Origin of the sequence: Pantoea jilinensis, from assembly GCF_019104105.1 — a bacterium.
In the GTDB taxonomy this organism is placed as follows: Bacteria; Pseudomonadota; Gammaproteobacteria; order Enterobacterales; family Enterobacteriaceae; genus Pantoea; species Pantoea eucalypti.
Genome location: NZ_CP077746.1, coordinates 3,875,652 through 3,901,569, shown reverse-complemented (window position 1 = coordinate 3,901,569; position 25,918 = coordinate 3,875,652). Strand labels below are relative to the sequence as shown.

The 25,918-nt window shown below is 55.9% G+C and carries 23 protein-coding genes and 1 pseudogene; 17 read left to right on the top strand and 7 right to left on the bottom strand.

Annotated features, from left to right (window positions below; genetic code table 11):
• The first annotated feature begins 52 nt into the window (after positions 1 to 52).
• From ysgD to KTJ90_RS18350, 3 genes are all read left to right on the top strand, one after another.
• Positions 53 to 109: a YsgD/CorL family protein gene (gene ysgD, locus KTJ90_RS18360; protein WP_369690086.1), complete on the top strand. Its 57-nt coding sequence runs from the start codon at positions 53 to 55 to the stop codon at positions 107 to 109.
• A 178-nt stretch (positions 110 to 287) separates the two neighbouring features.
• The gene (gene corA, locus KTJ90_RS18355; protein ID WP_003854370.1) at positions 288 to 1,241 is read left to right on the top strand and encodes a magnesium/cobalt transporter CorA; all 954 of its coding nucleotides are present in this window, start codon (positions 288 to 290) and stop codon (positions 1,239 to 1,241) included.
• Positions 1,242 to 1,338: 97 nt separating this feature from the next.
• Complete coding sequence (locus KTJ90_RS18350; RefSeq protein ID WP_499025668.1) at positions 1,339 to 2,397, top strand: AbrB family transcriptional regulator; 1,059 nt, start codon at positions 1,339 to 1,341, stop codon at positions 2,395 to 2,397.
• Here KTJ90_RS18350 and rarD read toward each other — a convergent pair.
• Together rarD and KTJ90_RS18340 are read right to left on the bottom strand one after the other, a co-directional pair.
• Positions 2,362 to 3,267 (bottom strand): EamA family transporter RarD, encoded by a 906-nt coding sequence (rarD, locus tag KTJ90_RS18345; protein WP_003854374.1) that lies wholly within the window; start codon positions 3,265 to 3,267, stop codon positions 2,362 to 2,364. The genes KTJ90_RS18350 and rarD overlap by 36 nt on opposite strands.
• 23 nt (positions 3,268 to 3,290) lie before the next feature.
• Positions 3,291 to 3,761, bottom strand: a complete 471-nt coding sequence (locus KTJ90_RS18340; protein ID WP_003854376.1) for a thioesterase family protein — start codon at positions 3,759 to 3,761, stop codon at positions 3,291 to 3,293.
• Positions 3,762 to 3,955: 194 nt separating this feature from the next.
• On the opposite strand from KTJ90_RS18340, the gene pldA reads away from it, so the two are divergent.
• From pldA to KTJ90_RS18320, 4 genes are all read left to right on the top strand, one after another.
• The gene (gene pldA / locus KTJ90_RS18335) at positions 3,956 to 4,834 is read left to right on the top strand and encodes a phospholipase A (protein WP_003854378.1); all 879 of its coding nucleotides are present in this window, start codon (positions 3,956 to 3,958) and stop codon (positions 4,832 to 4,834) included.
• Between the two features lie 24 nt (positions 4,835 to 4,858).
• On the top strand, positions 4,859 to 6,688 hold the full coding sequence (gene recQ, locus KTJ90_RS18330) for an ATP-dependent DNA helicase RecQ (protein WP_003854379.1): 1,830 nt from the start codon (positions 4,859 to 4,861) through the stop codon (positions 6,686 to 6,688).
• 12 nt (positions 6,689 to 6,700) lie between these two features.
• A complete protein-coding gene (gene rhtC, locus KTJ90_RS18325; protein ID WP_003854380.1) occupies positions 6,701 to 7,324 on the top strand; it encodes a threonine export protein RhtC in 624 nt (207 codons plus the stop codon).
• A 221-nt stretch (positions 7,325 to 7,545) separates the two neighbouring features.
• A complete protein-coding gene (locus tag KTJ90_RS18320; RefSeq protein WP_003854384.1) occupies positions 7,546 to 8,355 on the top strand; it encodes a DUF1460 domain-containing protein in 810 nt (269 codons plus the stop codon).
• Between the two features lie 71 nt (positions 8,356 to 8,426).
• On the opposite strand, the gene rhtB is transcribed toward KTJ90_RS18320, so the two are convergent.
• Positions 8,427 to 9,050 carry a homoserine/homoserine lactone efflux protein gene (gene rhtB / locus KTJ90_RS18315; protein WP_003854387.1) on the bottom strand — a complete coding sequence of 208 codons (624 nt, stop codon included), beginning with the start codon at positions 9,048 to 9,050 and terminating at the stop codon, positions 8,427 to 8,429.
• Between the two features lie 112 nt (positions 9,051 to 9,162).
• On the opposite strand from rhtB, the gene pldB reads away from it, so the two are divergent.
• Both pldB and yigL read left to right on the top strand, forming a co-directional pair.
• Positions 9,163 to 10,155 carry a lysophospholipase L2 gene (gene pldB / locus KTJ90_RS18310; protein ID WP_003854390.1) on the top strand — a complete coding sequence of 331 codons (993 nt, stop codon included), beginning with the start codon at positions 9,163 to 9,165 and terminating at the stop codon, positions 10,153 to 10,155.
• A gap of 51 nt (positions 10,156 to 10,206) precedes the next feature.
• Positions 10,207 to 11,007: a sugar/pyridoxal phosphate phosphatase YigL gene (gene yigL / locus KTJ90_RS18305; protein WP_337028811.1), complete on the top strand. Its 801-nt coding sequence runs from the start codon at positions 10,207 to 10,209 to the stop codon at positions 11,005 to 11,007.
• Between the two features lie 49 nt (positions 11,008 to 11,056).
• On the opposite strand, the gene glpT is transcribed toward yigL, so the two are convergent.
• A complete protein-coding gene (glpT, locus tag KTJ90_RS18300) occupies positions 11,057 to 12,397 on the bottom strand; it encodes a glycerol-3-phosphate transporter (RefSeq protein ID WP_499025664.1) in 1,341 nt (446 codons plus the stop codon).
• Between the two features lie 375 nt (positions 12,398 to 12,772).
• Here glpT and KTJ90_RS18295 point away from each other — a divergent pair, with 375 nt between their 5' ends.
• Entirely contained in the window at positions 12,773 to 13,633 is an 861-nt protein-coding gene (locus KTJ90_RS18295) for a carboxylate/amino acid/amine transporter (protein ID WP_003854395.1), read from the top strand.
• Positions 13,634 to 13,954: 321 nt separating this feature from the next.
• Here the strand turns inward: KTJ90_RS18295 and KTJ90_RS18290 are convergent, their stop codons facing one another.
• Positions 13,955 to 14,434 carry a YehS family protein gene (locus tag KTJ90_RS18290; RefSeq protein ID WP_003854397.1) on the bottom strand — a complete coding sequence of 160 codons (480 nt, stop codon included), beginning with the start codon at positions 14,432 to 14,434 and terminating at the stop codon, positions 13,955 to 13,957.
• Between the two features lie 83 nt (positions 14,435 to 14,517).
• Positions 14,518 to 15,444, bottom strand: coding sequence for an HTH-type transcriptional regulator MetR (metR, locus tag KTJ90_RS18285; protein ID WP_003854400.1), 927 nt, complete (start codon positions 15,442 to 15,444; stop codon positions 14,518 to 14,520).
• Positions 15,445 to 15,588: 144 nt separating this feature from the next.
• On the opposite strand from metR, the gene metE reads away from it, so the two are divergent.
• Positions 15,589 to 17,859, top strand: a complete 2,271-nt coding sequence (gene metE / locus KTJ90_RS18280; RefSeq protein WP_499025661.1) for a 5-methyltetrahydropteroyltriglutamate--homocysteine S-methyltransferase — start codon at positions 15,589 to 15,591, stop codon at positions 17,857 to 17,859.
• A gap of 50 nt (positions 17,860 to 17,909) precedes the next feature.
• Here metE and KTJ90_RS18275 read toward each other — a convergent pair whose 3' ends face one another.
• A complete protein-coding gene (locus tag KTJ90_RS18275; RefSeq protein WP_008926448.1) occupies positions 17,910 to 18,743 on the bottom strand; it encodes a dienelactone hydrolase family protein in 834 nt (277 codons plus the stop codon).
• 304 nt (positions 18,744 to 19,047) lie between these two features.
• Here KTJ90_RS18275 and udp point away from each other — a divergent pair, with 304 nt between their 5' ends.
• From udp to ubiB, 6 genes and pseudogenes are all read left to right on the top strand, one after another.
• Positions 19,048 to 19,809 carry a uridine phosphorylase gene (gene udp, locus KTJ90_RS18270; protein ID WP_008926449.1) on the top strand — a complete coding sequence of 254 codons (762 nt, stop codon included), beginning with the start codon at positions 19,048 to 19,050 and terminating at the stop codon, positions 19,807 to 19,809.
• A gap of 89 nt (positions 19,810 to 19,898) precedes the next feature.
• Positions 19,899 to 21,168, top strand: a pseudogene (locus KTJ90_RS18265) (tetratricopeptide repeat protein).
• Positions 21,169 to 21,253: 85 nt separating this feature from the next.
• A complete protein-coding gene (gene rmuC, locus KTJ90_RS18260) occupies positions 21,254 to 22,753 on the top strand; it encodes a DNA recombination protein RmuC (RefSeq protein WP_105100016.1) in 1,500 nt (499 codons plus the stop codon).
• Positions 22,754 to 22,828: 75 nt separating this feature from the next.
• On the top strand, positions 22,829 to 23,587 hold the full coding sequence (ubiE, locus tag KTJ90_RS18255; protein WP_008926452.1) for a bifunctional demethylmenaquinone methyltransferase/2-methoxy-6-polyprenyl-1,4-benzoquinol methylase UbiE: 759 nt from the start codon (positions 22,829 to 22,831) through the stop codon (positions 23,585 to 23,587).
• 11 nt (positions 23,588 to 23,598) lie between these two features.
• Positions 23,599 to 24,204 (top strand): ubiquinone biosynthesis protein UbiJ, encoded by a 606-nt coding sequence (gene ubiJ / locus KTJ90_RS18250; RefSeq protein WP_008926453.1) that lies wholly within the window; start codon positions 23,599 to 23,601, stop codon positions 24,202 to 24,204.
• A complete protein-coding gene (gene ubiB / locus KTJ90_RS18245) occupies positions 24,201 to 25,838 on the top strand; it encodes a ubiquinone biosynthesis regulatory protein kinase UbiB (RefSeq protein ID WP_008926454.1) in 1,638 nt (545 codons plus the stop codon). Before ubiJ ends, ubiB begins: the two co-directional genes overlap by 4 nt.
• Positions 25,839 to 25,918 lie beyond the last annotated feature (80 nt).

Genomic DNA, 25,918 nt, shown 5'->3' with positions numbered 1-25,918 from the left:
TTTTTCGTCTCAGCGTAACATGCGCCCACTATTATCATGAGAGGACAATGCCTTGGACACGCCCAGTCGATGCTGGCTCAATGACCTGGATACCAGGAATAACATCTAAGGCTACCTCTTTACGCGGGTAGCCTTAGCGGTTATCAGCGACCTCCCTTTTTGATTCCGTCGCACGAGTCAGCACTGATTTATCTCTGAAACTCTGTTTCCGTGTTCAGGCCGCACGTTCCATGTTGAGGAACGGCGGACTGCCTTGTCCCATTTAGTCTGCAATGGGGAGTATTGCTATGCTGAGCGCATTTAAACTGGATCACAGCCGCCTGACGCGACTGGAGCTGGAAGACGAAAACGACAAACTGACCACCTCCGTCTGGGTCGATCTTATTGAACCGGAAGAGGGCGAACGTGATCGGGTGCAGTCAGAACTGGGTCAGAGCCTGGCAACACGGCCTGAGCTGGAAGACATTGAGGCCTCAGCACGTTTCTTCGAAGATGAAGATGGTCTGCATATTCACTCCTTCTTCTTCTATGAAGATGCTGACGATCACGCCGGTAACTCTACTGTGGCGTTCACCATCCGTGAAGGCCGCCTCTATACACTGCGCGAACGCGAACTGCCCGCTTTTCGCCTCTATCGTATGCGCGCCCGTAACCAGACGCTGATCGACGGCAATGCCTTTGAGCTGCTGCTCGACCTGTTTGAAACCAAAATCGAACAGCTTGCCGATGAAATCGAGAACATCTACAGCGCGCTGGAGAAACTCAGCCGGGTGATCATGGAAGGTCAGCAGGGCGAAGAGTACGATCAGGCGCTGTCGCGGTTAGCGGAACTGGAAGATATCGGCTGGAAAGTGCGCCTCTGTCTGATGGATACCCAGCGCGCGCTGAACTTCCTGGTGCGTAAAGCGCGCCTGCCGGGCAATCAGCTGGAGCAGGCACGTGAAATTCTGCGCGATATCGAATCGCTCCTGCCGCATAACGAATCGCTGTTCCAGAAGGTGAACTTCCTGATGCAGGCGGCAATGGGCTTTATCAATATCGAGCAGAACCGCATCATCAAGATCTTCTCCGTGGTCTCCGTGGTATTTCTGCCGCCAACGCTGGTGGCTTCCAGCTACGGGATGAACTTCGAGTTTATGCCGGAACTGAAGTGGAGCTTTGGTTATCCTGCGGCTATCGGCCTGATGATTCTTGCCGGACTGGCACCTTATCTCTACTTCAAGCGTAAAAACTGGCTTTAAAACAGCCACGGGCCATCTCAGATGGCCCGTTTTGCTGGCTCTCATCCCCGTTTCTGCGTACTCTGACCCTCCTGTTTTTACAAATAATTAACTTCTTATGGACGCTTTTTCGTTGCGCGCGCAGTGGACGCTGCTGTTGCTGGTCTCAGTGATGCTGGGTGCGGTGCTGCACTATTTTCATGTGCCTGCCGCGCTGTTACTGGGACCGATGATCGTGGGCGTGGTGATGGGGCTATCAGGTGCCACGCTGCGCATTGATAAACGGTTCTTCCTGGTTGCTCAGGCCGTTCTGGGCTGCATGATTGCGCAAAGCCTGTCACCTTCAATTCTGACACCGCTGATTCAGGACTGGCCGATCGTACTGGCGGTGCTGTTGCTGACGCTGGCGGCCAGTGGCTTGTCCGGTTTTCTGCTGGTGCGCTTCAGTCATCTGCCTGGCCCGACCGGCGCATGGGGATCGTCGCCGGGGGGAGCATCGGCCATGGTGGCGATGGCGGGTGACTTTGGCGCTGACGTCCGGCTGGTGGCGTTTATGCAGTATCTGCGGGTGCTGTTTGTCGCCTCGGCGGCCGCGCTGGTGGCGCGCATCGGGCTGGGCGATGAAGCACACAGCGTGTCGCTGCTCTGGTTTCCGGCGCTGAATCGCGGTTTTGCCATTACCCTGGTCGTCATGCTGCTGGGTGCATGGCTGGGCACACGACTGCGCATTCCTTCTGGCGCGTTGCTGCTGCCCGCACTGGCGGGTGCGGCACTGAACAGCAGTCATATCGCGATATTACAGGTGCCGGAATGGTTGCTGGCCGTGGCCTATGCGCTGATTGGCTGGAGCGTGGGACTGCGTTTCACCCGCCCGATTTTTCTGCTGGCACTGCGCACGCTGCCGCAAATGCTGGCCTCGATCTTCGGGTTGATGTTGTTGTGTGGCGGGCTGGCGTGGATGCTGACCCGAATGCTGGATATCGATCTGATGACGGCTTATCTCGCCACCAGTCCAGGCGGACTGGACACGGTGGCGATTATTGCTGCAGGCACGCAGGTCAATATGGCGTTTGTGATGGCGATGCAGACGTTGCGTCTCTTTACCATCCTGCTGACCGGCCCGGCTTTAGCGCGCTTTATTTCACGCTACGCGCGCACGGGAACGGGAGCGGAATGAAAACGCCACCGCATCGCAGACAAACACCAGCAGCGCCAGCCAGATGAAGGCAAAGGTCACCAGCTTGTCTGGCGTGATGGTTTCACCGTAAAACACCACCGCCAGGACAAACATCAGCGTCGGGCCGAGGTACTGGAAGAAGCCCACGGTGGAGAGTCGCAGTCGGCTGCAGGCCGCCGCAAACAGCATCAGTGGAATGGTGGTAACAATGCCGGCCGCAATCAGCTTCAGGTTGAGGCTCAGCGGGTTAGCCGATAAATGGCTGGTGGCGCTGTCGGCAAAGCCAAACAGGTAAATCGCCGCCAGCGGGAACAGCCACAGGGTTTCAATCAGCATACCGCTCTGCGCATCGACCTGAATCTTTTTGCGCAAAAGACCGTAGAGGGCAAAGCTCAGCGCCAGGCCCAGCGCGATAATCGGTAACGATCCAAACTGCCACAGCTGCACCAGCACGCCGACGGCTGCCAGCAGTACGGCCAGCCACTGCAGGCGACGAAAGCGTTCGCGCAGAAACAGCATGCCGAACACCACGTTAATCAGCGGGTTAATAAAGTAACCGAGGCTGGCTTCCAGCATATGCTGATTGTTGACCGCCCAGATGAACAGCAGCCAGTTGCCGCCGATCGTCACTGCTGTCAGCGCCAGCATCAGCACTTTTCGGGGCTGGCGCAATACGCTGCGTACACCGGGCCAGCTGCGGCTCAGGGTAATCAGCAACAGCATAAAGAGCGCAGACCAGATCACACGATGCGTCATGATTTCTGTCGCGGGAACCTGTTTCACTAGCTTGAAATAGGCGGGCGCAATGCCCCAGATAAAGTAAGCGCCCAGTGCAAAGCCAACGCCCTGCCGGGTTTGTTGCGTATCCATATGCGATCCATTCAGTGTCGTGGTTAGCCGATAAGATAGGTGGCAGTCGCCGTAGCGATGTAGTCGCCATGTTGATTGTGCAGCTCCACCCGAGCCACGCCGACTTTGTTACCGGCACGCAGCAGGCTGCTGGTGGCGATGAAGCGTTCACCGCGTCCGGGACGTAAATAGTCGACACGCATATCAATGGTGCCCATGCGCGACAGACGCTGGCGCAGCTCCTCCTCAGTGATGCTCTCCTGACGGGTTAGCGCATTACTGACGCAGACCATGCCCGCAGCGACATCCAGTACCGAGGCGATAACGCCGCCGTGCAGAATCTGCTGTGCCTGGTTACCTACCAGCATGGTTTTGTTATTGAAACTGATCTCTGCGTAGTCTGCGTCAAGGCGCAGCAGCTCCAGGCCCAGCGCCTGATTAAACGGCATGTGATAAACGAAAATTTCGCCGACCAGCTTACGAGCGTCCTGCTGTGTCAGCACGGGTGATGACATGATGATGTGTCCTGAAAAAATCGGGCCAGAGGGGCGCGGAACGTTAATGAGTTGTGTATTCTATGACGCCTGCGAGGGTGTTTCCAGTTTAAGAAATCAGCACTCATGCTCGCTGCCATTTGTGTGTAGAATGGCCTGCTTTTTACGACACCCTTTCAGTTATTCTGATACGCAGTTGCTCACCGGAGAATTCTATGCGTAAGCATCGCGCCTTGCTGGCGGCAATGTTGATATTTCCTGCGCTGGCGCAGGCGGATGAAGCCCAGATTAAAGAGGTTCATGACGCGCCACAGGTCCAGGGCAGCATTATTGCTAACCTGCTGGAGAAGCACGACAACCCGTTTGTTCTCTATCCTTACGAGAACAACTATCTGCTCTACACCTATACCAGCGATCTGAATAAAGAGGCGATCTCATCTTATAACTGGGGAGAAAATGCCCGTAAAGATGAAGTGAAATTCCAGCTCAGTCTGGCATTTCCGTTATGGCGCGGTATTCTGGGCGACAACTCCGTCCTGGCGGCCTCTTATACACAGCGTTCCTGGTGGCAGCTGTCGAATAGCGCGGAGTCTTCGCCATTCCGCGAAACCAACTATGAACCCCAGATCTTCCTCGGCTGGGCAACCGACTATTCACTGGCGGGCTGGACCTTACGGGATGTTGAAGTGGGTCTGAATCATCAGTCCAATGGACGAAGCGATCCGACTTCACGCAGCTGGAACCGTGTTTATGCGCGTCTGATGGCGGAGAACGGTAACTTCCTGGCGGAAATCAAACCCTGGTATCGCATCCCGGAAGGGGAGAGCAGCGATGATAATCCTGATATCACCAAATACATGGGTTATTACCGTGCCAAAGTGGGCTACCGGCTAGGCGACAGTATTTTCAGCGTTGAGGGCAACTATAACTGGAACAGCGGTTATGGCGGCGCGACAATGGGCTGGAGCTACCCTATCAGTGAGCATGTCCGCTTCTATACTCAGGTATTTAGCGGTTACGGTGAATCACTGATCGATTACAACCATCGCCAGACGCGTCTGGGTGTGGGTGTAACGCTTAACGACTTGTTCTAATCTCAAACGTAAGACAGGAATCGCGTGGCAACCTCGGCAGTTCTCAATCAGGAAGCGCTGGCGCAGCAGGTATTGCAGGATACCTTCGGCTATCAGCATTTTCGTCCCGGTCAGCAGACGATCATTCATCAGGCGCTAAGCGGGCGCGATTGCCTGGTGGTGATGCCCACTGGCGGAGGGAAATCGCTTTGTTATCAGATTCCGGCGCTGGTGCGCGAGGGACTGACGCTGGTGGTGTCACCGCTGATCTCTCTGATGAAAGATCAGGTCGATCAGCTGCTGGCGAATGGCGTGGCGGCGGCGTATCTCAACTCCACCATGACGCGCGATCAGCAGCAGACGGTGATGGCAGACTGCCGTACCGGTCGGGTTAAGCTACTTTATATCGCTCCCGAACGCCTGATGATGGATAACTTCCTGGAAAGTCTGGCGCACTGGCAGCCCGCGATGCTGGCCGTGGACGAAGCGCACTGCATTTCCCAGTGGGGCCACGATTTCCGTCCGGAATATGGCGCACTCGGAAAGATGCGTCAGCGCTTCCCGGAATTACCGGTGATGGCACTGACCGCGACGGCGGATGAAACCACCCGCAATGACATCGTTAACCTGCTGCACATGCAGGATCCGCTGATCCAGATCAGCAGCTTTGACCGTCCTAATATCCGTTACACGCTGGTGGAGAAATTTAAACCCACCGATCAGCTGCTGCGCTACGTTCAGGATCAGCGCGGTAAGTGCGGCATTATCTACTGCAACAGCCGGGCGAAGGTGGAAGACACCGCCGCGCGTCTGCAAAGCCGTGGATTCAGCGTGGGCGCCTATCATGCCGGAATCGATAGCGAACAGCGTGGCCGGGTGCAGGAAGCGTTTCAACGTGACGATCTGCAAATCGTGGTGGCGACGGTGGCCTTTGGCATGGGTATCAACAAACCCAACGTCCGTTTTGTCGTTCACTTCGATATTCCGCGTAATATTGAGTCCTATTATCAGGAAACCGGCCGGGCCGGACGTGATGGTCTGCCCGCCGAAGCGATGATGCTCTACGATCCGGCCGATATGGCCTGGTTGCGTAAATGCCTCGAAGAGAAAGTGCCAGGGCCGCTGCAGGATATTGAACGCCACAAGCTCAATGCGATGGGCGCGTTTGCGGAAGCGCAGACCTGCCGGCGTCTGGTGCTGCTGAACTATTTTGGCGAGGGTCGCCAGCAGCCATGCGGCAACTGCGATATCTGTCTCGATCCGCCTAAACGCTATGACGGTCTGGTTGAAGCGCAAAAAGCGCTTTCCGGTATCTACCGTGTTGGTCAGCGTTTTGGCATGGGCTATATCGTTGAGGTGCTGCGCGGGTCTAATAATCAGCGTATTCGTGAACAGGGTCATGACAAACTGCCGGTTTATGGACTGGGCAAAGACCAGAGCCACGAACACTGGGTCAGTGTGTTACGTCAGTTAATCCATCTGGGGCTGGTGACGCAGAACATCGCTATGCATTCGGCGTTACAGTTGACCGAAGCAGCGCGCCCGGTGCTGCGCGGTGAAGTGCCACTGATGCTGGCAGTGCCGCGATTGATTACTGCGAAAACAAAAAGCAGCAGTCCGGCGAAGTTTCTCGGTGGCAATTACGACCGCAAGCTGTTCGCCAAGCTGCGTAAGCTGCGAAAAGCGATCGCCGACGAAGAGAATATTCCCCCCTATGTGGTGTTCAATGACGCCACACTGATAGAGATGGCAGAACAGATGCCGGTCAGCGCGTCGGAGATGCTCAGCGTCAACGGCGTGGGCCACCGCAAACTGGAGCGCTTTGGCAAACCTTTCCTGGTGATGATCAAAGAGCATCTTGATGATGAAGAATAAAGGACACTGATTATGCTGATGTTATTCGCAACGGTTGCGCTGGTTCATCTGGTGGCATTGATGAGCCCCGGCCCTGATTTCTTTTTCGTATCGCAAACCGCCGCCAGCCGCTCGCGTAAAGAGGCGATGATGGGGGTACTGGGTATTACACTGGGTATCGTTGTCTGGGCGGGCGTGGCGCTGATGGGACTGCACCTGATCCTGGAAAAAATGGCGTGGCTGCATCAGGTCATCATGGTCGGTGGTGGACTCTATCTGTTGTGGATGGGCTGGCAGCTGATGTGTTCGGCACGTCAGCGACACAAACAGCCGCAGCAGGATGAGCCCGTAGTTGAGCTGCCGAAACGCGGAATGAGCTTTCTCAAAGGCCTGCTGACGAACCTGTCGAATCCTAAAGCGATTATTTACTTCGGTAGCGTCTTCTCGCTGTTCGTCGGTGATGATGTGGGTTCGGCAGAGCGCTGGGGCCTGTTCCTGTTGATTATTGGTGAAACCTTTGCCTGGTTTGCTCTGGTCGCGGCTATCTTTGCGCTACCGTGGATCCGCGCAAAATATCAGCGCCTGGCAAAGTGGGTCGATGGCATGGCAGGAGTCCTGTTTGCCGGTTTTGGTATCCACCTGATTATTTCACGTTAAGCGCTGTAATCCCTTTATGCCGGAGAGCGCATTGCGCATCCGGCAAAACTTCATTGCCTGTGGTATCTCTCTGAACTTCACGTGCGTGACGACTGTCACAAACTGCACCTGTTAACGCCCCACTGTTACAACCGCGTATAAATCGTCACCCTTCTTTGATTAATGAAACCTTCACCTCCGGTATGGTCGTATCGACGGACTCTGTTTTCATGGAGATGATAATGAACACAAAACCCCTGTTAGTGTTGTTAATCGCGTTCTGCATCAGCGCCTGCGCCGCGCCTGAGGCTGTCCATTATCGCGTTCCTGACCAGGTGAAGGGAGACAGGGTATCGGCCATCCTGGCGCAGTTGCCTCCGGTGTCTGAGCAGCAGCAGGGCGAAAGAATTAACCAGATCTCCGCTGCGTTTCTCGGTACGCCTTATCAGGCGGATACGCTGATCGGCTCACCCGAAACACCAGAAGCGCTGGTGATCAATTTCAACGGAGTGGATTGTTTCACGCTGCTTGATTACGTTCAGGCGCTAAGCCGCAGTCAGGATCGCGCCAGCTTTGAGGCTAACCTGGTTCGCACCCGTTACGCGGGTGGAGAAGTCAGCTACCTGAAACGGCGTCACTTTTTTTCCGACTGGTTTGCTGAAAGCCCGCGTAATGCCACTGACATAACCCGCACACTCAGCCCGGATGCGGTGACGGTGGTGAAGCAACTGAATCGTGAGGTCAGCGGAAAAGAAAGGCTGCCCGGTCTGGGTGTGGTTCCCCGACGCATTACTTACATCCCAGCCCGCGCCATCACATCGCAGGTACTGAAGCAGATTCAGACCGGCGATTACATTGGCGTTTATACCAACGCTCAGGGACTGGATGTGTCGCACGTTGGGATTGCCGTCTGGCATGATGGACGGTTGTGGTTCAGGAACGCCTCTTCGCTGGCCGCTCATCGCAAAGTGGTCGATACGCCATTCAGGGAGTATATGCGATCAAAACCGGGCATTATTGTGTTGCGTGCGGTGCCATTGACCGCATCGTAGTGGTGCCAGGAAAAGGAGAATGTGATGCAGGGCAGGATCGCGCCGACCTCAGCGTGTCGGCGCGTAAGGCCTTAAGCGATCTTTCTGGCGCTGGCCAGTAGCGCGCCCACCGCCATAAACAGACCACCGAAAATACGGTTCATTAACTTCATCTGTTTTGGGCCTTTAATCCAGCCAGCAATGCGTGTGGCCAGCGTGGCGTAGCCAATCATCACGATGATATCGACCACTACGGTGGTCACGCCCAGCACCAGATACTGCATAAACAACGGCTGATGCGGCTGGATAAACTGCGGGAACAGGGCGGCCAGAAAGACGATACTTTTCGGGTTGGTCAGGTTAACCAGCACGGCGCGTTTAAACAGGCGACGACGCGGCATCGCTTTGGCGACCGCATCCAGATCGATGCCACCTGCGGAGCGCCATTGCTGAATACCCAGCCAGACCAGATAGGCTGCACCGGCCCATTTCAGAATTTCAAACGCCAGCAACGACTGTGAAAACAGCGCGCCCAGTCCGATACCGACCAGCACGATGTGCAGTGCCAGGCCGACCTGCAAACCGGAGATGGACGCTACCGTGCCACGGTAGCCATGGCTGATACCGGTACTCATGGTGTTGATTGCCCCGGAGCCAGGCGACAGGCTGAGAATTGTGGTGGTAAGCAGATAGGTCAGCCACCATTCGATGGTCATGGGTCAGGCTCTCTTTAGTAACGGAATTGTGACACAATACGCCAGAAATAAGCGCGACGCTACGGCCTGCGCATGGCATTCATGACTCAGTATCCGGTCATCAGGAGGGCGAATGAATCAACACAAAGCCAGTTGGCTGCGACGTGAAAAAGCCTTTGCTGCCTTCGCCACCGGGCCGCTGCTCGATTTCTGGCACAGTCGTGAAGAACGGGAGTTTACCGGCGTAGGAAATCTGACGCTGCGCTATGTCCGCTTCACATCGCCGCAACATAAGCGTGTGATCCTGATTGTGCCGGGACGCATCGAGAGTTACATAAAATATCCTGAGCTGGCGTACGATCTGTTTCACTGCGGATTTGATGTGGTGATCCTGGACCATCGCGGTCAGGGGCGTTCCGATCGCCTGCTGGAAGATTCACACCGCGGTCACGTGGCAGAATTTACCCATTACGTCGACGATCTTGAAACGCTCTATCTTAAAGAAATTGTCAGCGGTCACTATCAGCAGCGCTATGCGCTGGCTCACTCGATGGGTGGCGCAATCTTAACGCTGTTCCTGGCGCGTCAGCCGCAGGCGTTTCATGCGGCAGCGTTAGTGGCGCCGATGTTTGGCATTGCCTTGCCGCTGCCCTCATTTCTGGCCCATCGGCTTCTTGACTGGGCGGAGAAACGTCCGGCTATGCGCGATGGCTATGCGCTCGGCACCGGACGCTGGCGCGCGCACCCGTTTGGCATTAACCGGCTGACGCACAGCACCGAGCGTTACCGGCGAAACCTGCGATTTTATGCGGACGATCCGGCGATTCGCGTCGGCGGGCCAACCTACCACTGGGTGCGTGAAGGCATCCATGCGGGTCGCAATATTATCAGTCAGGTCGATAAAATCACCACGCCACTGCTGCTGTTACAGGCCAGCGACGATCGGGTGGTCGACAATCGTTCACAGGATCTGTTTTGTGCCGCAATGGCCGCGGCGGGTCATCCGTGTGAGGGCAATAAGCCACGGGTGATCGAGGGTGCGCGTCATGAGATCCTGTTTGAAAAGGATGAGATGCGCGCCGAAGCACTCAATGCAGTGGTCGACTTTTTTTCATCGCACCACTGACGTTTTTTATCCGACCGGTTAAACCGGCAGAACCAGATACCCGAGGTTTTCATGTATCACATCGTTGCATCCGATCTGGATGGCACGCTGCTTTCTCCCGAACATCGTCTGACCCCTTTTGCGCGTGAAACACTGCAGCAGCTGGTCGCGAAAGATATTCACTTTGTGTTCGCCACTGGCCGTCATCATATTGATGTCGGACAGATGCGCGACAGCCTGGCCATTCCTGCCTATATGATCACCTCAAACGGCGCGCGCGTGCACAACGCACAGGGCGAACTGGTGTTCAGTCATAATCTGGATGAGGGCATCGCCAGCGATCTGTTTGGTCTGCAGTATCATCACAGTGATATTCTGACGCACGTTTACCGCGACGATGAGTGGTTTGTCAGCCGTTCAAGCCCGGCGGAGCAGGACTATTTCCGCGAGTCGGTCTTCAACTATCAGGTCTATGAGCCGGGTCTGTTGCCTACTGATAACATCAGCAAGGTTTTCTTCACCTGCGAAAATCCTGAGCATCTGATTCCGATGGAGCAGGCGATTGAAGCGCGCTGGGGCGACCGGGTTAATGTCAGTTTCTCGCTGCCAACCTGTCTGGAAGTGATGGCGGGTGGCGTGTCGAAAGGACATGCGCTGGAGGCGGTCGCGAAGACGCTGGGCCACACGCTGAAAAGCTGTATCGCTTTTGGCGACGGCATGAATGATGTGGAGATGCTGAGCATGGCGGGTAAAGGCTTTATCATGCAGAACGCCCATCAGCGGTTGAAAGATACGCTGCCAGCGCTGGATGTGATTGGGTCGAATGCCGATGATGCGGTGCCGCAGATGCTTCGCACGCTCTATCTGGCTTAAGCCGTCAGCGTAAAACAGGGCCGGATAACCGACCCTGTTTTTATGGCCGTCAGGCGAGGGTCTTTTTGTGTTTGTGTTCGCTGACCATGGTCAGTAACAGCAGAATAACCGCCAGCACACAGCCCGCAATCATGACCATGAAGCCGCCGTCCCAGCCGAAATAATCGACGGTGTAACCGACAATGGCGCTGGCCGCCACCGATCCGCCCAGATAGCCGAACAGGCCGGTGAAGCCCGCTGCCGTGCCCGCCGCTTTTTTCGGTGCCAGTTCCAGCGCGTGCAGACCAATCAGCATCACCGGGCCGTAGATCAGGAAGCCAATCACGATCATGCAGGCCATGTCGACGCCAGGATTACCCGCCGGGTTGAGCCAGTAGATCACAGTTGCAATGGTCACCAGCGTCATAAAGAACACCCCGGTTGCACCGCGATTGCCGCGGAACACTTTGTCCGACATCCAGCCACACAGCAGCGTGCCCGGAATACCCGCATATTCATACAGGAAGTAGGCCCACGACGATTTATCCAGCGTGAAGTGTTTTGCTTCGCGCAGATAGGTCGGCGACCAGTCGAGAATGCCGTAGCGCAGCAGATAAACAAAGACGTTGGCGAGTGCGATGTACCACAGCAATTTGTTTGGCAGCACATACTTCATGAAGATCTGTTTTGCCGTCAGCTCCTCTTCGTGGCTGGCATCGTAATCAGGCGGATAGTCGTTTTTGTACTCTTCAATCGGCGGCAGACCACAGGATTGCGGTGTATCACGCATCAGCGCAAAGGCCAGAATCGCAATAGCAATCGCGCCAAACGCCGGCATGTAGAGTGCTGCTTTCCAGTCGTTGAACCACGCCATACCGAGCAGGAACAGCAGAGGCGGAATACCGCCGCCTACGTTATGTGCACAGTTCCAGACCGAGACAATCCTGCCGCGCTCCTTCTGCGACCACCAGTGAACCATGGTACGTCCACAGGGTGGCCAGCCCATGCCCTGGAACCAGCCGCAGACAAACAGCAGCACGAACATCACCATGATGCTGGACGTCGCCCAGGGGACAAATCCCATAATCAGCATCACCGCCGCGGCCAGAATCAGACCAGCCGGTAAGAAGACGCGCGGATTTGATCGGTCAGAGACCGAGCCCATGATGAATTTTGAAAAGCCGTAGGCAATGGAGATGCCGGATAAGGCAAAACCGAGATCGCCACGTGAAAAACCCTGCTCCACCAGATAGGGCATGGCGAGTGCGAAGTTTTTCCTGACCAGATAGTAGGCCGCGTAACCAAAGAAGATCCCGATGAAAATTTGCCAGCGCAGGCGACGGTAGAGCGGATCGACATGATCCTCCGCCACCTGCGGCTGACGTGGTGCAGGTTTAAAAATGCTCAGCATCAGTGAGGCCCTCCAGGGCACATTATGGTTTTTTATTCCCAGCAGGTTGGGGCAGGAAAAGAGCAGAAAAAAATGGACGCAGGATGTTCCATTTCGCGCAAAGAATAGTGTTAGTTGCGCAACGTTACTGTGATGAGTGACACATTTGTTACAGTTTTATTACAGTTGAGAGCGAATATGATCATCCGATGGATCATTTCGCGCATTTTATCTGGCATAAAACCCATTCCGGCACCGCTTATGTCAGTAAGTGTAAACAAGTCATTTTTCGGGCGTTTTAATCGCCTGGTTAGTAATCAGATGTCAACCAGATTTAACAGCCTGAGGGCTGCACATTGTTTACACTGACGGCCTGTTTATTTCGGGATCGTCACCGTGTTTTTATTGATTATTACCACCATTCTGTGGGCCTTTTCGTTCAGCCTGATTGGCGAGTATCTTGCCGGTCAGGTAGACAGCTGGTTCTCTGTGCTCATGCGTCTGGCGCTTGCTGCGCTGGTGTTTCTCCCTTTCCTGCGCTGGCGCGGCCATCGCCCTTCGACATTGCTGCTTTATATGCTGGTGGGGATGTTGCAGCTGGGCGTGATGTATCTGCTGAGCTTCGAAGCCTATCTCTACCTGAGCGTGTCGGAGTTCCTGCTGTTTACGGTGATGACCCCGCTCTACGTGACGCTGATTTATGATCTGATCAGCCGTCGTCCGTTGCGCATCGGCTATATCTTCAGTGCGTTGCTGGCGGTGGCAGGCGCGGCCATTATTCGCTATGACAAAGTCAGCGATCATTTCTGGTTTGGCCTGCTGTTAGTGCAGCTGGCAAACATCTGCTTTGCGGCGGGAATGGTAGGTTATAAGCGTCTGCAGGAGACCCGACCCATGCCGCAGCATACCGCTTTCTCCTGGTTCTATCTGGGGGCAGTGTTGATTGCGGTGATCGCCTGGTGTGCCTGGGGTAACCCGCAGAAGTTGCCGACGACTTCATTGCAGTGGGGCATTCTGGTCTGGCTGGGGGTGGCAGCTTCCGGTCTCGGCTATTTTATGTGGAATTACGGTGCGACGCAGGTCGATGCCGGTACGCTGGGCATTATGAATAACATGCACGTTCCCGCCGGGCTGCTGGTGAATCTGGCTATCTGGCAGGAGAAGCCGCACTGGCCGAGCTTTATTGCGGGCGCGCTGGTGATCCTCGCCTCACTGTGGGTGCATAAGCGGTGGGTGGTGGGGCGTAGTGACCGGTAATCATTAGGTGCTGGGACAAACCGTTGCTGTAGCCGGACTGCGGCCTCCCGGGCTGGCGCGTCCGATCGCGAAGGAATCTCACCTCCCTGTGGATCGTCCGGGCCATCCCTGGCCCGGACGCTTCGCTCTTCAGACGCGCCAGCCCTGGAGACTTAACAGCATCATCGCAGTTGAACAAAGGACTCAGAGCGAATATGAAGGAGGGGATGGCGGGTTGAGAAGTAAAGCGTCCGCCGCAGGGATGCGGCGGTCGAGGCTCCAGGGATGGATTTACGCCGTCTTTACGCAGCAACCCGCCATTTCCGACTGGATGGCGCCATATCAGGCAGGCTTCTCACTCTTAGGACGCTGAATCATCGCCAGCCCTTTCAGGAAGTTGCGCAGAATCTGGTCGCCACACTCGCGATAGTTCTTATGATCCGGTTTGCGGAAAATCGCGCCAATCTCAGCCTGTGAAACAGTAAAATTCACGCGCTTCAGGACATCAGGAATGTCGGTGGTTTTCAGATCAAAAGCGATGCGCAGCTTTCTCATGAAGATATTGTTAGTCATCTTGCGTTCTATGGACGGCGCGGGCGCATCTTCACTTTTGCCACGACGGTAAAAGATCAGGCCATTCAGAAAATAACCCATCAGCACATCCGGGCAGGGACGAAACGCGGCATCGTCATCTTTTTTCAGCCACGCCTGAATATCCGCTACCGGCACGTCACATTGCGCCAGCGCAAAAATCTCCACCATTTTGGCATCGCTCAGATTGAGCATGTAGCGCACGCTGCGCAGAATATCATTGTTAGTCATGGTGAGATCTTCTCATGTTCAGTCGACAGGCTGCGCATTATAGGGGATTTCGCCCGCGTTCGCGCAGGTTTGTGCCCGCCGGATTACCGCTGTAATACTGCACCGGGCAGCGCGGCGTCGCGCACAAATGGCAGATGCTCGCAGGCGTGCTGACGGGCAAAGCGGATAAAGGCTTCCAGCACAGGCTGACGCTGCTCGCCTTCGCGCACGGCGGCATAAAGACGGCTCCAGAGGCCATCGCCCAGCGTGCGGGTAACGACCAGACCCTGCTTCTCAAAACTCTCCACCACCCAGTGCGGCAGTGCGGCAATCCCCATGCGCGCCGACACCATCTGAATCATCAGCAGGGTGTTATCCACACTTTTCAGAGCCGGACTCACGCCCGCTGGCTGCAGGAAGTGACGCCAGATATCCAGACGCTGACGCTGAACCGGATAGATCATTAACACTTCATCGGCCAAATCTTCTGGCGAAATCTGCTCAACCTGCGCCAGCGGGTGGTCCGTCGCCAGTACCAGCCGGACTTCATAATCAAACATCGGCGAGTAGAACAGGCCCGAGCGCGCCAGAATGTCGGAGGTCAGCACCACATCCAGCTCACCCTGTTGCAGAGCGGGCTGCGGATCAAAGGTCACGCCTGATTTGAAATCCATCACCACCTGCGGCCAGCTCTGGCGGAACTTGTCCAGCGCGGGAGTCAGCCACTGAATGCAGCTGTGACACTCAATCGCCACCCGCAGCGTGGTCTGATGCGGCTCATGACAGGCCTGCAACGCCTGCTGAATCTGCGGCAGCACCTGCTCAGCCAGCTGCAGCAGAATATCCCCCTGCGGCGTAAAGCGTAGCGGCTGACTTTTACGCACGAACAGGCGGAATCCCAGCCGCTGCTCCAGATCGCTGAACTGATGAGACAACGCCGATTGCGTCTGATGAAGCTGGGCCGCCGCCGCCGCCAGCGATCCCGTATTGCGCAGAGCCTGAAGCGTCCGCAGGTGCTTGAGTTCGATCATGAGAGTCCTTCACATCGAAAATGAACATATTGCGCTTGAGAGACATACAGTACCCGCAGATTATAGCAGTGTAAACATCTGGACGGCTAAACATCTTTGGCTGCCCATTTTAGCCAAAGTGAAAGATTATCTGGAGAACAGCACATGACTATCCTCAACCATACCCTCGGCTTTCCCCGCATTGGTCTGCGCCGTGAACTGAAAAAAGCACTGGAGAGTTACTGGGCAGGCGACAGCACGCAGCAGGCACTACTGGCGACGGGCCGCGAGCTGCGGGCGCGACACTGGCAACAGCAGAAAGAGGCGGGCGTCGATCTGCTGCCGGTCGGCGATTTCGCCTGGTATGATCATGTGCTGACCACCAGCCTGCTGCTGGGCAATGTGCCTGCACGTCATCAGAACACAGAGGGCACCGTTGATCTGGATACGCTGTTTCGCGTGGGGCGCGGGCGTGCGCCGACCGGCGAACCCGCGGCGGCGGCAGAAATGACCAAATGGTTTAACACCAACTATCACTACATCGTGCCGGAATTTACTCAGGGCCAGACATTTAAACTGAGCTGGACTCAGCTGCTGGACGAGGTTGATGAGGCGCTGGCGCTGGGCCATAACATTAAGCCGGTGCTGCTCGGGCCGGTGACGTATCTGTGGCTGGGTAAAGTCAAAGGTGAACCCTTTGAACGTCTGTCGCTGCTGGCGGCGATTTTGCCGGTCTATCAGCAGGTGCTGGCGGAACTGGCAAAGCGCGGCATCGAATGGGTACAGATTGATGAACCCGCCCTGGCGCTGGAGCTGCCGCAGACCTGGCGCGACGCCTTTCAGCTGGCGTATGACGCTCTGCAGGGCCACAGCAAGCTGCTGCTGACCACCTATTTTGACAGCATCGGCCAGAACATTGATGTGATTCGTGCGCTGCCGGTGCAGGGCCTGCATGTCGATCTGGTCCATGGCAATGATGATATTAAGCAGCTGAATCAGCAACTCCCCGCCAGCTGGCTGCTGTCGCTGGGCGTGATCAACGGACGTAACGTCTGGCGCGCCGATCTGAGCCGCTGGTTCAGTCGCCTGCAACCGCTGACCAGAGAGCGTGAGCAGCTGTGGATTGGATCTTCCTGCTCACTGCTGCACAGCCCGATCGACCTGAGTGTCGAGACCCGCCTGGATGACGAAGTCAAAAGCTGGTTCGCCTTTGCGCTGCAGAAATGTGCTGAGCTCTCGCTGCTGAGTCAGGCTCTGAACAACAATGATGCGGCGGCGCTGGACGCCTGGAGCGCGCCGGTGCAGGCCCGTGCTCACTCCCGACGGGTGCATAATGCGGCGGTGGGGCAGCGTCTGGAGGCCATCACGCCACAGCACAGTGAGCGGCAGAGTGCTTACCCGGTTCGCGCCGTCCTGCAGCGTCAGCGTTTCAATCTGCCCGCCTGGCCCACCACCACCATTGGCTCTTTTCCACAGACCACTGAAATTCGCGGCCTGCGTCTCGACTTTAAACAGGGCCGTCTTGACAGCAGTCATTACCGCACCGGCATCGCGGAGCACATTAAACAGGCGATTACCGAGCAGGAGCGGCTGGGGCTGGATGTGCTGGTGCATGGCGAAGCAGAACGTAACGATATGGTTGAGTACTTCGGCGAGCATCTGGACGGCTTTGTCTTTACCCAGAACGGCTGGGTGCAGAGCTACGGTTCTCGCTGTGTGAAACCGCCTGTCATTATTGGCGATATCAGTCGCCCGGAGGCGATCACTGTGGAGTGGGCCCACTATGCCCAGTCGCTGACGGACAAGCCGGTAAAAGGGATGCTGACCGGTCCGGTGACGATTCTCTGCTGGTCATTCCCGCGTGAAGATGTGTCACGTGAAATCATCGCTAAGCAGATCGCGCTGGCGCTGCGTGATGAAGTGGAAGATCTGGAGAAGGCGGGCATCGGGATTATTCAGATTGATGAGCCTGCGCTGCGTGAAGGTCTGCCCCTGCATCAGTCTGAGTGGGCGACCTATCTGAACTGGGCCGTTGAAGCGTTCCGGCTGAATGCGGCGGTGGCGCGGGATGAAACCCAGATTCACACGCATATGTGTTACTGCGAGTTTAACGACATTATGGACGCCATCGCAGCCCTGGATGCGGATGTCATCACGATCGAAACTTCGCGTTCTGACATGGACCTGCTGGAGTCGTTTGAAGATTTCGAGTATCCGAATGAAATCGGGCCCGGCGTCTATGATATTCACTCCCCCAATGTTCCCAGCGTGGAGTGGATAGAAGCACTGTTGCGGAAGGCGGCGAAACGGATTCCGGAAACACGTCTTTGGGTAAACCCGGACTGCGGTCTTAAGACGCGTGGCTGGACGGAGACGCGTCAGGCGCTGGCGAATATGGTGACGGCGGCGAAGAAACTGCGTGGTGAGACGGCGTAGGAATGGGGCCGGTGGGTAAAATCAGGGGCGCAGAAGCGCCCCTTTTTCATTTATTTTGATGCCACACCATACTGCCTGAACCAGGCCAGCATGCGTTGCCAGCCATCATTCGCTGATTCAGCATGATAGCTCGGACGGTAATCAGCATTAAACGCATGTCCCGCTTCGGGATAGACGATGATCTCGGCGGTTGCATTGGCGGCATGCAGCGCCTGACGCATCTGCTCGACGCTCTCCAGTGGAATGCCGTCATCCTGACCACCATACAAACCTAACACCGGGGCACTCAAGTCGACCGCAATATCAATAGGATGCTTCTGCTGCTTCAGCGTGCGCTCACCGGTCAGTCGCCCGTACCAGGCAACCGCGGCGCGCAGCTGTGGGTTATGCGCGGCGTAGAGCCAGCTGATGCGGCCACCCCAGCAAAAACCGGTGATGCCCATGCGACGGATATCGCCGCCATTGCGCGCCGCCCAGTTTGCGGCATGATCGAGGTCAGCCAGCACCTGAGTGTCAGGGACTTTACTGACCAGCTCGCTGAATAGCGTCGGGATATCATTGTATTCAGAAGGATCGCCCTCGCGGAAATAGAGCTCGGGCGCGATCGCCAGATAGCCTTCCAGCGCAAGACGACGGCAGATATCCCGGATGTGTTCATGCACACCAAAGATTTCCTGCACCACCAGGACAACAGGCAACGGGCCTTCCGCTGAGTGAGGCTTTGCAAAAAATGCCGGCATGTTTTCGCCCTGGCTGGGAACCGAGGTTTCACCTGCGTGAATGGCCGGGCTTTCGGTAATGATGGTCGTAGAGGCGGTGGGCTGCACGGCAGGGGCAAAGCCGCCCGTCGCCGGTTTTTGTGCCATATTATCACTGGGTTTCATTATTCTCTCCGTGCAAGCATTTGCGCAATCACGTAACTATAGCCTGGCGACAAAGCATATGCGCCAGGTGTCGGGTAACAGAATCAGCAGCGAATAAAATCATCCTCCTCTTTAACATTGCGCTGACCCGGACACAGCCTCGCGAAGAGCTATCGGGACCAGGAAGATGTTATTGTGTGATATCAATCACATTTAATCTGTCTGGAAATGTAACTTTCATTTTCTTAAGTGAATGCTGTCACATATTTATCGGGCGTGCTGGCGTAGAGTGGCGCGATACCTTCCCTTAACAGGAGTCTGAAAAATGACACAGTCTGACGTTTTCCATCTTGGCCTGACTAAAGCCGATCTGCAGGGCGCCACCCTGGCGATTGTGCCGGGCGATCCGGAGCGTGTGAAGAAAATTGCCGGACTGATGGAAGATGCCACGCATCTCGCCTCACACCGTGAATTTACTTCATGGCTGGCAAAAATTGATGGTAAACCCGTTGTGGTCTGCTCAACCGGTATTGGCGGTCCTTCAACGTCGATTGCGGTGGAAGAGCTGGCACAGCTCGGCGTGCGCACCTTCCTGCGTGTCGGGACCACTGGCGCGATCCAGCCACATATCAATGTTGGCGATGTACTGGTGACCACCGCATCGGTTCGTCTGGACGGGGCCAGCCTGCATTTTGCGCCGATGGAGTTCCCGGCAGTGGCAGATTTTGCCTGTACCACCGCACTGGTTGCTGCCGCAGAAGCCTGTGGCGCGAAGACCCATATCGGTATCACCGCCTCATCTGACACCTTCTATCCGGGCCAGGAGCGTTACGACACTGTTTCAGGCCGCGTCGTCAGCCGCTTTAAAGGTTCGATGAAAGAGTGGCAGGAGATGGGTGTACTTAACTATGAGATGGAATCCGCTACACTGTTAACCATGTGCGCCAGCCAGGGTCTGCGAGCCGGCATGGTGGCGGGCGTGATTGTGAACCGCACGCAGAAAGAGATCCCGGATGCGGTCACCATGAAACAGACAGAAAGTGACGCAGTGAAGATTGTGGTCGAAGCGGCGCGTCGCTTGCTGTAGGCCGCGTCAGGCAGCAGGTTTTTGTCCAGACTCAAAACCTGCTGCCGGTCGTTAATGGCGCGTAACGTCAGTGAAACCTGAGAGTGTTTATGCGCAACACCATTCCTGTCCGACGTCCTCTCCCCGGCGCGAATCCTGCCGCACTCAATGCCCGCCTGGAACGCAGTGCCGAACGTTTCCGTGCCGCCATGCAACAGGGCGACTATGCGCTGGCAGCCCAGTGCTGCGAAGAGGTGCTGCGCTCAATGCCCAACCAGATGCAGGTGCTGAGCGACTACGCCCTTTGTCTGCTGCGTCTGGGTCAGTACAATAAAGCGTACAAAATCTATCAGAAGATTTATCAGTCACCGCCCGCTGTGCAGGCTACAGCTTCTGAAACCTGGCTGGATGGCCTGACCGAAGTGTGTGGCTGGCTGGATAAAAAGGACGAAGTCGCACGTTACGGTCTGGCGTCGCTGATGCGTTCTGATGCACGTTTCAGTCAGGGGCAGCGCATGGCCTTTCCCGCTCCGCAACCTGAGCCTGTTGATCTCCGTCAGCCGCAGCAGAATGTCATTGCTTTCTGCCTGTATGGCGATCAGCCACGTTACTGCGAAACCTTAATCAAAAACGTTGAAGTCGCGCCTGAGTTTTATCCCGGCTGGGTCTGTCGCATCTATCTTGATGACAGCGTGCCGCAGCATGTCTGGCAGCGCCTTGACCAGTCGCACGTCCAGCTGGTCGATATGTCTCATGAAAAAACTTTGTATCCAACCCTGTGGCGTTTTCTGGTGCTCGACGATCACCGCGGTGAAGCGCTTTATCGTGCGCGATGCCGACTCGTTGCTCTCGGAGCGCGAAGCGGCGGCGGTTAATGCCTGGCTGGCGTCGCCTTACTGGTTCCACCATATGCGTGACTACTTCTCTCATACCGAACTGCTGCTGGCAGGGATGTGGGGCGGCTGTCACGGCGTCTTCCGGGGTGTGGAACAGGCGATGCGTGATTTCATCGCGCAGTATCAGGGTAGTGAACGCTTCACCGACCAGTATTTCCTCAAGGTAGCGCTGTGGCCAACTGTGCGCGAAAGCCTCCTGAGCCATGATGAGTTGTTTCATTTCCATCAGGCCCAGCCGTGGCCTGACCATACGCCTGTGCGCTGGAATACGCCGCATTTTCACGTTGGTAGTAATGCGGGATTTGCCAGTATGACCGGTAAAACCAGCGCCGCTGACGGTAACCGGCAGCGCGTCGCGATCACCTCCGGCGAGACAACCTGGCACTATCTGGCGCAGGTCAAAAACGGTGAATGGCTGCTGCCGATGCCGTTTTTCCTGATTGATGCGTGGCAGGCTGGAAAGCTGACGGTGGCGGCTCTGTAAGCCGCTGAGTCTGGCTAAAATTGTCTGGACATTCATACAGTGCGACTCTACCTTTTCCCTCAGCAGCCTGAGTCGCGGGGAAATCATGGATCAGCACATCATCATCAGCGCCTGTCTGGCGCTTGCCGGGTTAGGGATTGGCTGGATGCTGGCACAGTTACGTGCCGGTCATCAGGTCGCCAGTTTCCAGACCGAGCGCCGTCTGCAGGAAGAGGCGCAACAGCGCCAGCAGCAGCAAATCGAACAGCTTCAGCAGCAGACGCAGCAGCGTGAGCAGGAACTGCGTCAGCTTCACGGCGCACTAAGCGGTGCCAATGAGCGACTGCAACAGCTTGATTACTGGCGCAATGAAAGCGAACAGCTCAATCGTGAACTGCGTAATCAGCTGGAGGTTAACAGCGCGCAGGAAGCAGAACTGCGTGAAGTGACCATCCGCCTGGAAGAGACCCGCTTCGCAGCTGAAGAGAAACAGCGCCTGCTGACCAACAGCGAACAACGCCTCAGCGCCCAGTTTGAAAACCTCGCCAACCGTATTTTCGAAAACAGCGGCCGTCGCGTCGATGAACAAAACCGCCAGAGTCTGGATGGGCTGATTGGCCCGCTGCGTGAGCAGCTTGATGGCTTTCGTCGTCAGGTTCATGAGAGCTTTGGCGCAGAGGCGCGTGAACGCCACACCCTGACCCATGAAATCCGGCAGTTACAGCAGCTGAATGCGCAGATGGCGCAGGAGGCATTAAACCTGACCAAAGCGCTGAAGGGCGACAACAAAATTCAGGGTAACTGGGGTGAAGTTGTATTGGGCCGCGTGCTGGAAGCCTCCGGACTGCGTGAAGGTTATGAATATGAAACCCAGGTGAGCATTCAGTCAGAACAACAGGGCAGGATGCAGCCGGATGTAATAGTGCGTCTGCCGCAGGGCAAAGATGTCGTCGTGGATGCCAAGATGACGCTGGTGGCTTATGAGCGCTACTTCAATGCAGAAGATGAAATTGAACGTGAGCAGGCGATTCAGGAGCATGTCGCTGCCATGCGGGCGCACATCCGTCTGCTGGGCCGAAAAGATTATCAACAGTTGCCCGGTTTACGATCGCTGGATTATGTGTTGATGTTTATCCCGGTTGAGCCCGCCTTTTTGCTGGCCATTGATCGCCAGCCTGAGCTGATTGGCGAGGCACTGCAGCAGAACATCATGCTGGTCAGCCCCACCACACTGCTGGTGGCGTTGCGAACCATTAATAATCTCTGGCGCTATGAGCATCAGAGCCGCAATGCACAGCGTATTGCCGATCGGGCAACCCGGCTTTATGACAAGATGCGGCTGTTTGTCGATGACATGACCGGCATTGGTCACAGTCTTGATAAGGCGCAAAACAGCTATCGCGAGGCGATGAAAAAGCTGTCAGAGGGGCGCGGCAACCTGATTGCGCAGACAGAGGGATTTCGGGCGCTGGGCGTGGAGATCAAACGGCCCATCAACCCGCAACTGGCCGAACGCGCCATGCCGGAAAACCGGGCGGATGAGGATGCAGATGACGACAGGGATGCGGATGAGAGTGAGCCGCGTGTGAGACGCCTCCACGAATAGTATGGGCGCAGCGTGCCTGACTTCCGTGACTCTGATACACTTCGGGAAGTATTGTTTGTGGAGCAGGTAAAACCGATGGCAGATGAATCACAGCAGGAAACCACCCATTTTGGCTTTCAGACGGTCGCCAAAAGCGAAAAAGCTGACAAAGTCGCGGACGTGTTTCACTCCGTAGCGGCAAAATATGACCTGATGAACGATTTGATGTCGTTTGGCGTCCATCGTATCTGGAAGCGTTTTACCATTGACAGCAGCGGCGTACGTCGCGGTCAGCGCGTGTTAGATTTGGCCGGCGGTACGGGCGATTTGACCGCAAAATTCTCTCGCCTGGTGGGCGAAACCGGTCAGGTTGTCCTGGCCGATATCAACAGCTCCATGCTGAAGATGGGCCGCGAAAAGCTGCGCAATCAGGGTGTGGTTGGCAATGTGAGTTACGTACAGGCCAACGCAGAAGCTCTGCCTTTCCCCGATAACTATTTCGACTGCATCACCATCTCCTTTGGTCTGCGCAACGTCACGGAAAAAGAGAAAGCGCTGGCCTCGATGTTCCGTGTCCTTAAGCCGGGCGGACGTCTGCTGGTTCTGGAGTTCTCTAAGCCGGTGCTGGATCCGCTGAGCAAGGCGTATGATGCTTACTCATTCCACATTCTGCCGCGTATCGGACAGCTGGTGGCGCAGGATGCAGAGAGCTATCGCTATCTGGCCGAATCGATACGTATGCATCCCGATCAGGAGACCCTGAAAGCGATGATGAACGATGTCGGTTTTGAAAATACCACTTACTCCAATATGACCGGCGGCATTGTCGCGCTGCATCGTGGATTTAAGTTCTGAGTGAGATGGTAATGAACCTGATGCCCTTGATTACCGCGGGCCTGGAAACGGCGCTGAACCGTATTCTCTATCGCGATCGCGGCCTGAAACCGGCGCGGCAACGTCTGAATGGCAAAGTGCTGACGCTGCGCCTGACTGAGTTCTCTTATCCGCTGGTGCTGGTTTTCAGTGAACAGCAACTGGACGTGTTATCGGACTGGCAGGATAGCAGTGACTGCACGGTGATCACCTCGCTGAAAACGCTGACGAAGCTGCGCGATCGCCAGCAGCTGACGCCGCTGATTCGCAGCGGTGAGCTGCAGGTTGATGGCGACCTGCAGGTAGTGCAGCAGTTCTCCGCGCTGATGGATCTGGCTGAGCTGGACCCGGCAGAATATCTGGCTCCCTGGGTAGGCGATATCGCCGCACAGGGCATCAGTCAGCGCTCGCAACAGGCATTCCGCTTTTTCACAGGCGAAGTGCAGCGTCGCCAGGATTATCTCGGACAGGCTATCACCGAAGAGTGGCGTGTTGCGCCTGGCTCACTGGAATTAGCCTGGTTTTCTGAGGAGGTCGACGCGATGGAACGTTCGCTTGAGGCGCTTGATGCGCGTCTGGCGCAGCTGGAGGCAAAATGAGTTTTGGAGAGATCCGCCGCTTATATCTGATCATGAAGGTGTTTCTGACCTATGGCCTTGATGAACTGATACCTCAGACACGCCTCACATTCCTGTTTCGCCTGTGGCGTCGCTCTGTTTTCTGGATCCCGAATCTGCATCAGCATGAACCCATCGGCGCACGTATGCGCATGGCGATGGAGCAACTGGGTCCGGTCTGGATCAAGTTCGGGCAGATGCTCTCGACCCGTCGGGATCTCTTCCCGCCGCTGATCGCCGATCAACTCGCGATCCTGCAGGACCGCGTAGCGCCCTTCGATGGCGTCAAAGCGAAAGCGCAGATTGAAGCCTCAATGGGCGCGCCGATTGAAACCTGGTTTGATGATTTTGATATCAAGCCACTGGCGTCGGCATCCATTGCACAGGTGCACACCGCCACGCTGAAATCGACCGGCAAGAAAGTGGTGATCAAAGTGATCCGCCCCGATATTTTGCCGGTGATCAAAGCGGACATGAAGCTGATCTATCGCCTGGCCCGCTGGGTTCCGCGTCTGCTGCCGGATGGCCGCCGTCTGCGTCCGGTCGAGGTGGTGCGCGATTATGAGAAAACCCTGCTTGATGAGCTGAACCTGTTACGTGAAGCAGCCAACGCCATTCAGCTGCGCCGGAATTTTGAAGACAGCCGCATGCTCTACGTACCGGAAGTCTATTCAGATTACTGCAGCGAAACCATGATGGTGATGGAGCGTATCTACGGCATTCCGATTTCTGACGTTGCTACGCTGGAACGCCATGGCGTGAATATGAAGCTGCTGGCTGAACGTGGCGTGCAGGTCTTTTTCACCCAGGTCTTTCGCGACAGCTTCTTCCATGCGGATATGCATCCGGGCAACATCTTTGTCAGCTATGACCATCCGGAAGATCCACAATATATCGGCATTGACTGCGGTATCGTGGGTTCACTGAACAAAGAAGATAAGCGTTATCTGGCGGAAAACTTTATCGCCTTCTTTAACCGTGATTACCGTAAGGTCGCGGAACTGCATGTAGACTCCGGCTGGGTGCCGCCCGATACCAATGTCGAAGATTTCGAGTTTGCGATTCGTACGGTCTGCGAACCGATTTTTGAAAAGCCGCTGGCTGAGATCTCCTTCGGACATGTGCTCCTGAACCTGTTTAACACAGCACGCCGCTTTAACATGGAAGTGCAGCCGCAGCTGGTCCTGCTGCAAAAAACGCTGCTTTATGTGGAAGGGATTGGCCGTCAGCTCTATCCTCAGCTCGATCTGTGGAAGACAGCCAAGCCGTTCCTGGAAGAGTGGATTAAGGATCAAGTCGGTCTGCCGGCCATTATCCGTGCGGTGAAAGAGAAAGCGCCATTCTGGGCTGAAAAGTTACCCGAGCTGCCCGAGCTGTTTTACGACAGCCTGCGCCAGCACAAGTTGCTACGGCATAGCGTCGATAAATTGGTGGGTGATATGCACGCACAGCGCGTTCGTCACCATCAGGCGCGCTACCTGTTTGGCGTCGGGGCAACGTTGCTGTTAAGCGGAACGGCTGTACTGCTCACCCGACCGGACTGGGACTTCTTCCCGGCGGTGTTAATGGCGGCGGGAATCGTCTCCTGGTTAATCGGCTGGCGTAAGACAAACTGATTGTCACGTCCGTCTAAAAAAAGGTAATGTCGCTGGCTCAGGCCCGGTTGAAAAGGGCACTCTGTGGTGCATTACCTCAT

Coding starts and splice junctions, on each gene's coding strand:
- glpT (WP_499025664.1), bottom strand. CDS start 12,397: ATGCTGAGCATTTTTAAACCTGCACCACGTCAGCCGCAGGTGGCGGAG.
- metR (WP_003854400.1), bottom strand. CDS start 15,444: ATGATCGAACTCAAGCACCTGCGGACGCTTCAGGCTCTGCGCAATACG.
- metE (WP_499025661.1), top strand. CDS start 15,589: ATGACTATCCTCAACCATACCCTCGGCTTTCCCCGCATTGGTCTGCGC.
- udp (WP_008926449.1), top strand. CDS start 19,048: ATGACACAGTCTGACGTTTTCCATCTTGGCCTGACTAAAGCCGATCTG.
- KTJ90_RS18290 (WP_003854397.1), bottom strand. CDS start 14,434: ATGACTAACAATGATATTCTGCGCAGCGTGCGCTACATGCTCAATCTG.
- ubiJ (WP_008926453.1), top strand. CDS start 23,599: ATGAACCTGATGCCCTTGATTACCGCGGGCCTGGAAACGGCGCTGAAC.
- yigL (WP_337028811.1), top strand. CDS start 10,207: ATGTATCACATCGTTGCATCCGATCTGGATGGCACGCTGCTTTCTCCC.
- rhtB (WP_003854387.1), bottom strand. CDS start 9,050: ATGACCATCGAATGGTGGCTGACCTATCTGCTTACCACCACAATTCTC.
- pldB (WP_003854390.1), top strand. CDS start 9,163: ATGAATCAACACAAAGCCAGTTGGCTGCGACGTGAAAAAGCCTTTGCT.
- rmuC (WP_105100016.1), top strand. CDS start 21,254: ATGGATCAGCACATCATCATCAGCGCCTGTCTGGCGCTTGCCGGGTTA.
- corA (WP_003854370.1), top strand. CDS start 288: ATGCTGAGCGCATTTAAACTGGATCACAGCCGCCTGACGCGACTGGAG.
- ubiB (WP_008926454.1), top strand. CDS start 24,201: ATGAGTTTTGGAGAGATCCGCCGCTTATATCTGATCATGAAGGTGTTT.
- KTJ90_RS18340 (WP_003854376.1), bottom strand. CDS start 3,761: ATGTCATCACCCGTGCTGACACAGCAGGACGCTCGTAAGCTGGTCGGC.
- pldA (WP_003854378.1), top strand. CDS start 3,956: ATGCGTAAGCATCGCGCCTTGCTGGCGGCAATGTTGATATTTCCTGCG.
- KTJ90_RS18275 (WP_008926448.1), bottom strand. CDS start 18,743: ATGAAACCCAGTGATAATATGGCACAAAAACCGGCGACGGGCGGCTTT.
- rarD (WP_003854374.1), bottom strand. CDS start 3,267: ATGGATACGCAACAAACCCGGCAGGGCGTTGGCTTTGCACTGGGCGCT.
- rhtC (WP_003854380.1), top strand. CDS start 6,701: ATGCTGATGTTATTCGCAACGGTTGCGCTGGTTCATCTGGTGGCATTG.
- KTJ90_RS18320 (WP_003854384.1), top strand. CDS start 7,546: ATGAACACAAAACCCCTGTTAGTGTTGTTAATCGCGTTCTGCATCAGC.
- ubiE (WP_008926452.1), top strand. CDS start 22,829: ATGGCAGATGAATCACAGCAGGAAACCACCCATTTTGGCTTTCAGACG.
- KTJ90_RS18350 (WP_499025668.1), top strand. CDS start 1,339: ATGGACGCTTTTTCGTTGCGCGCGCAGTGGACGCTGCTGTTGCTGGTC.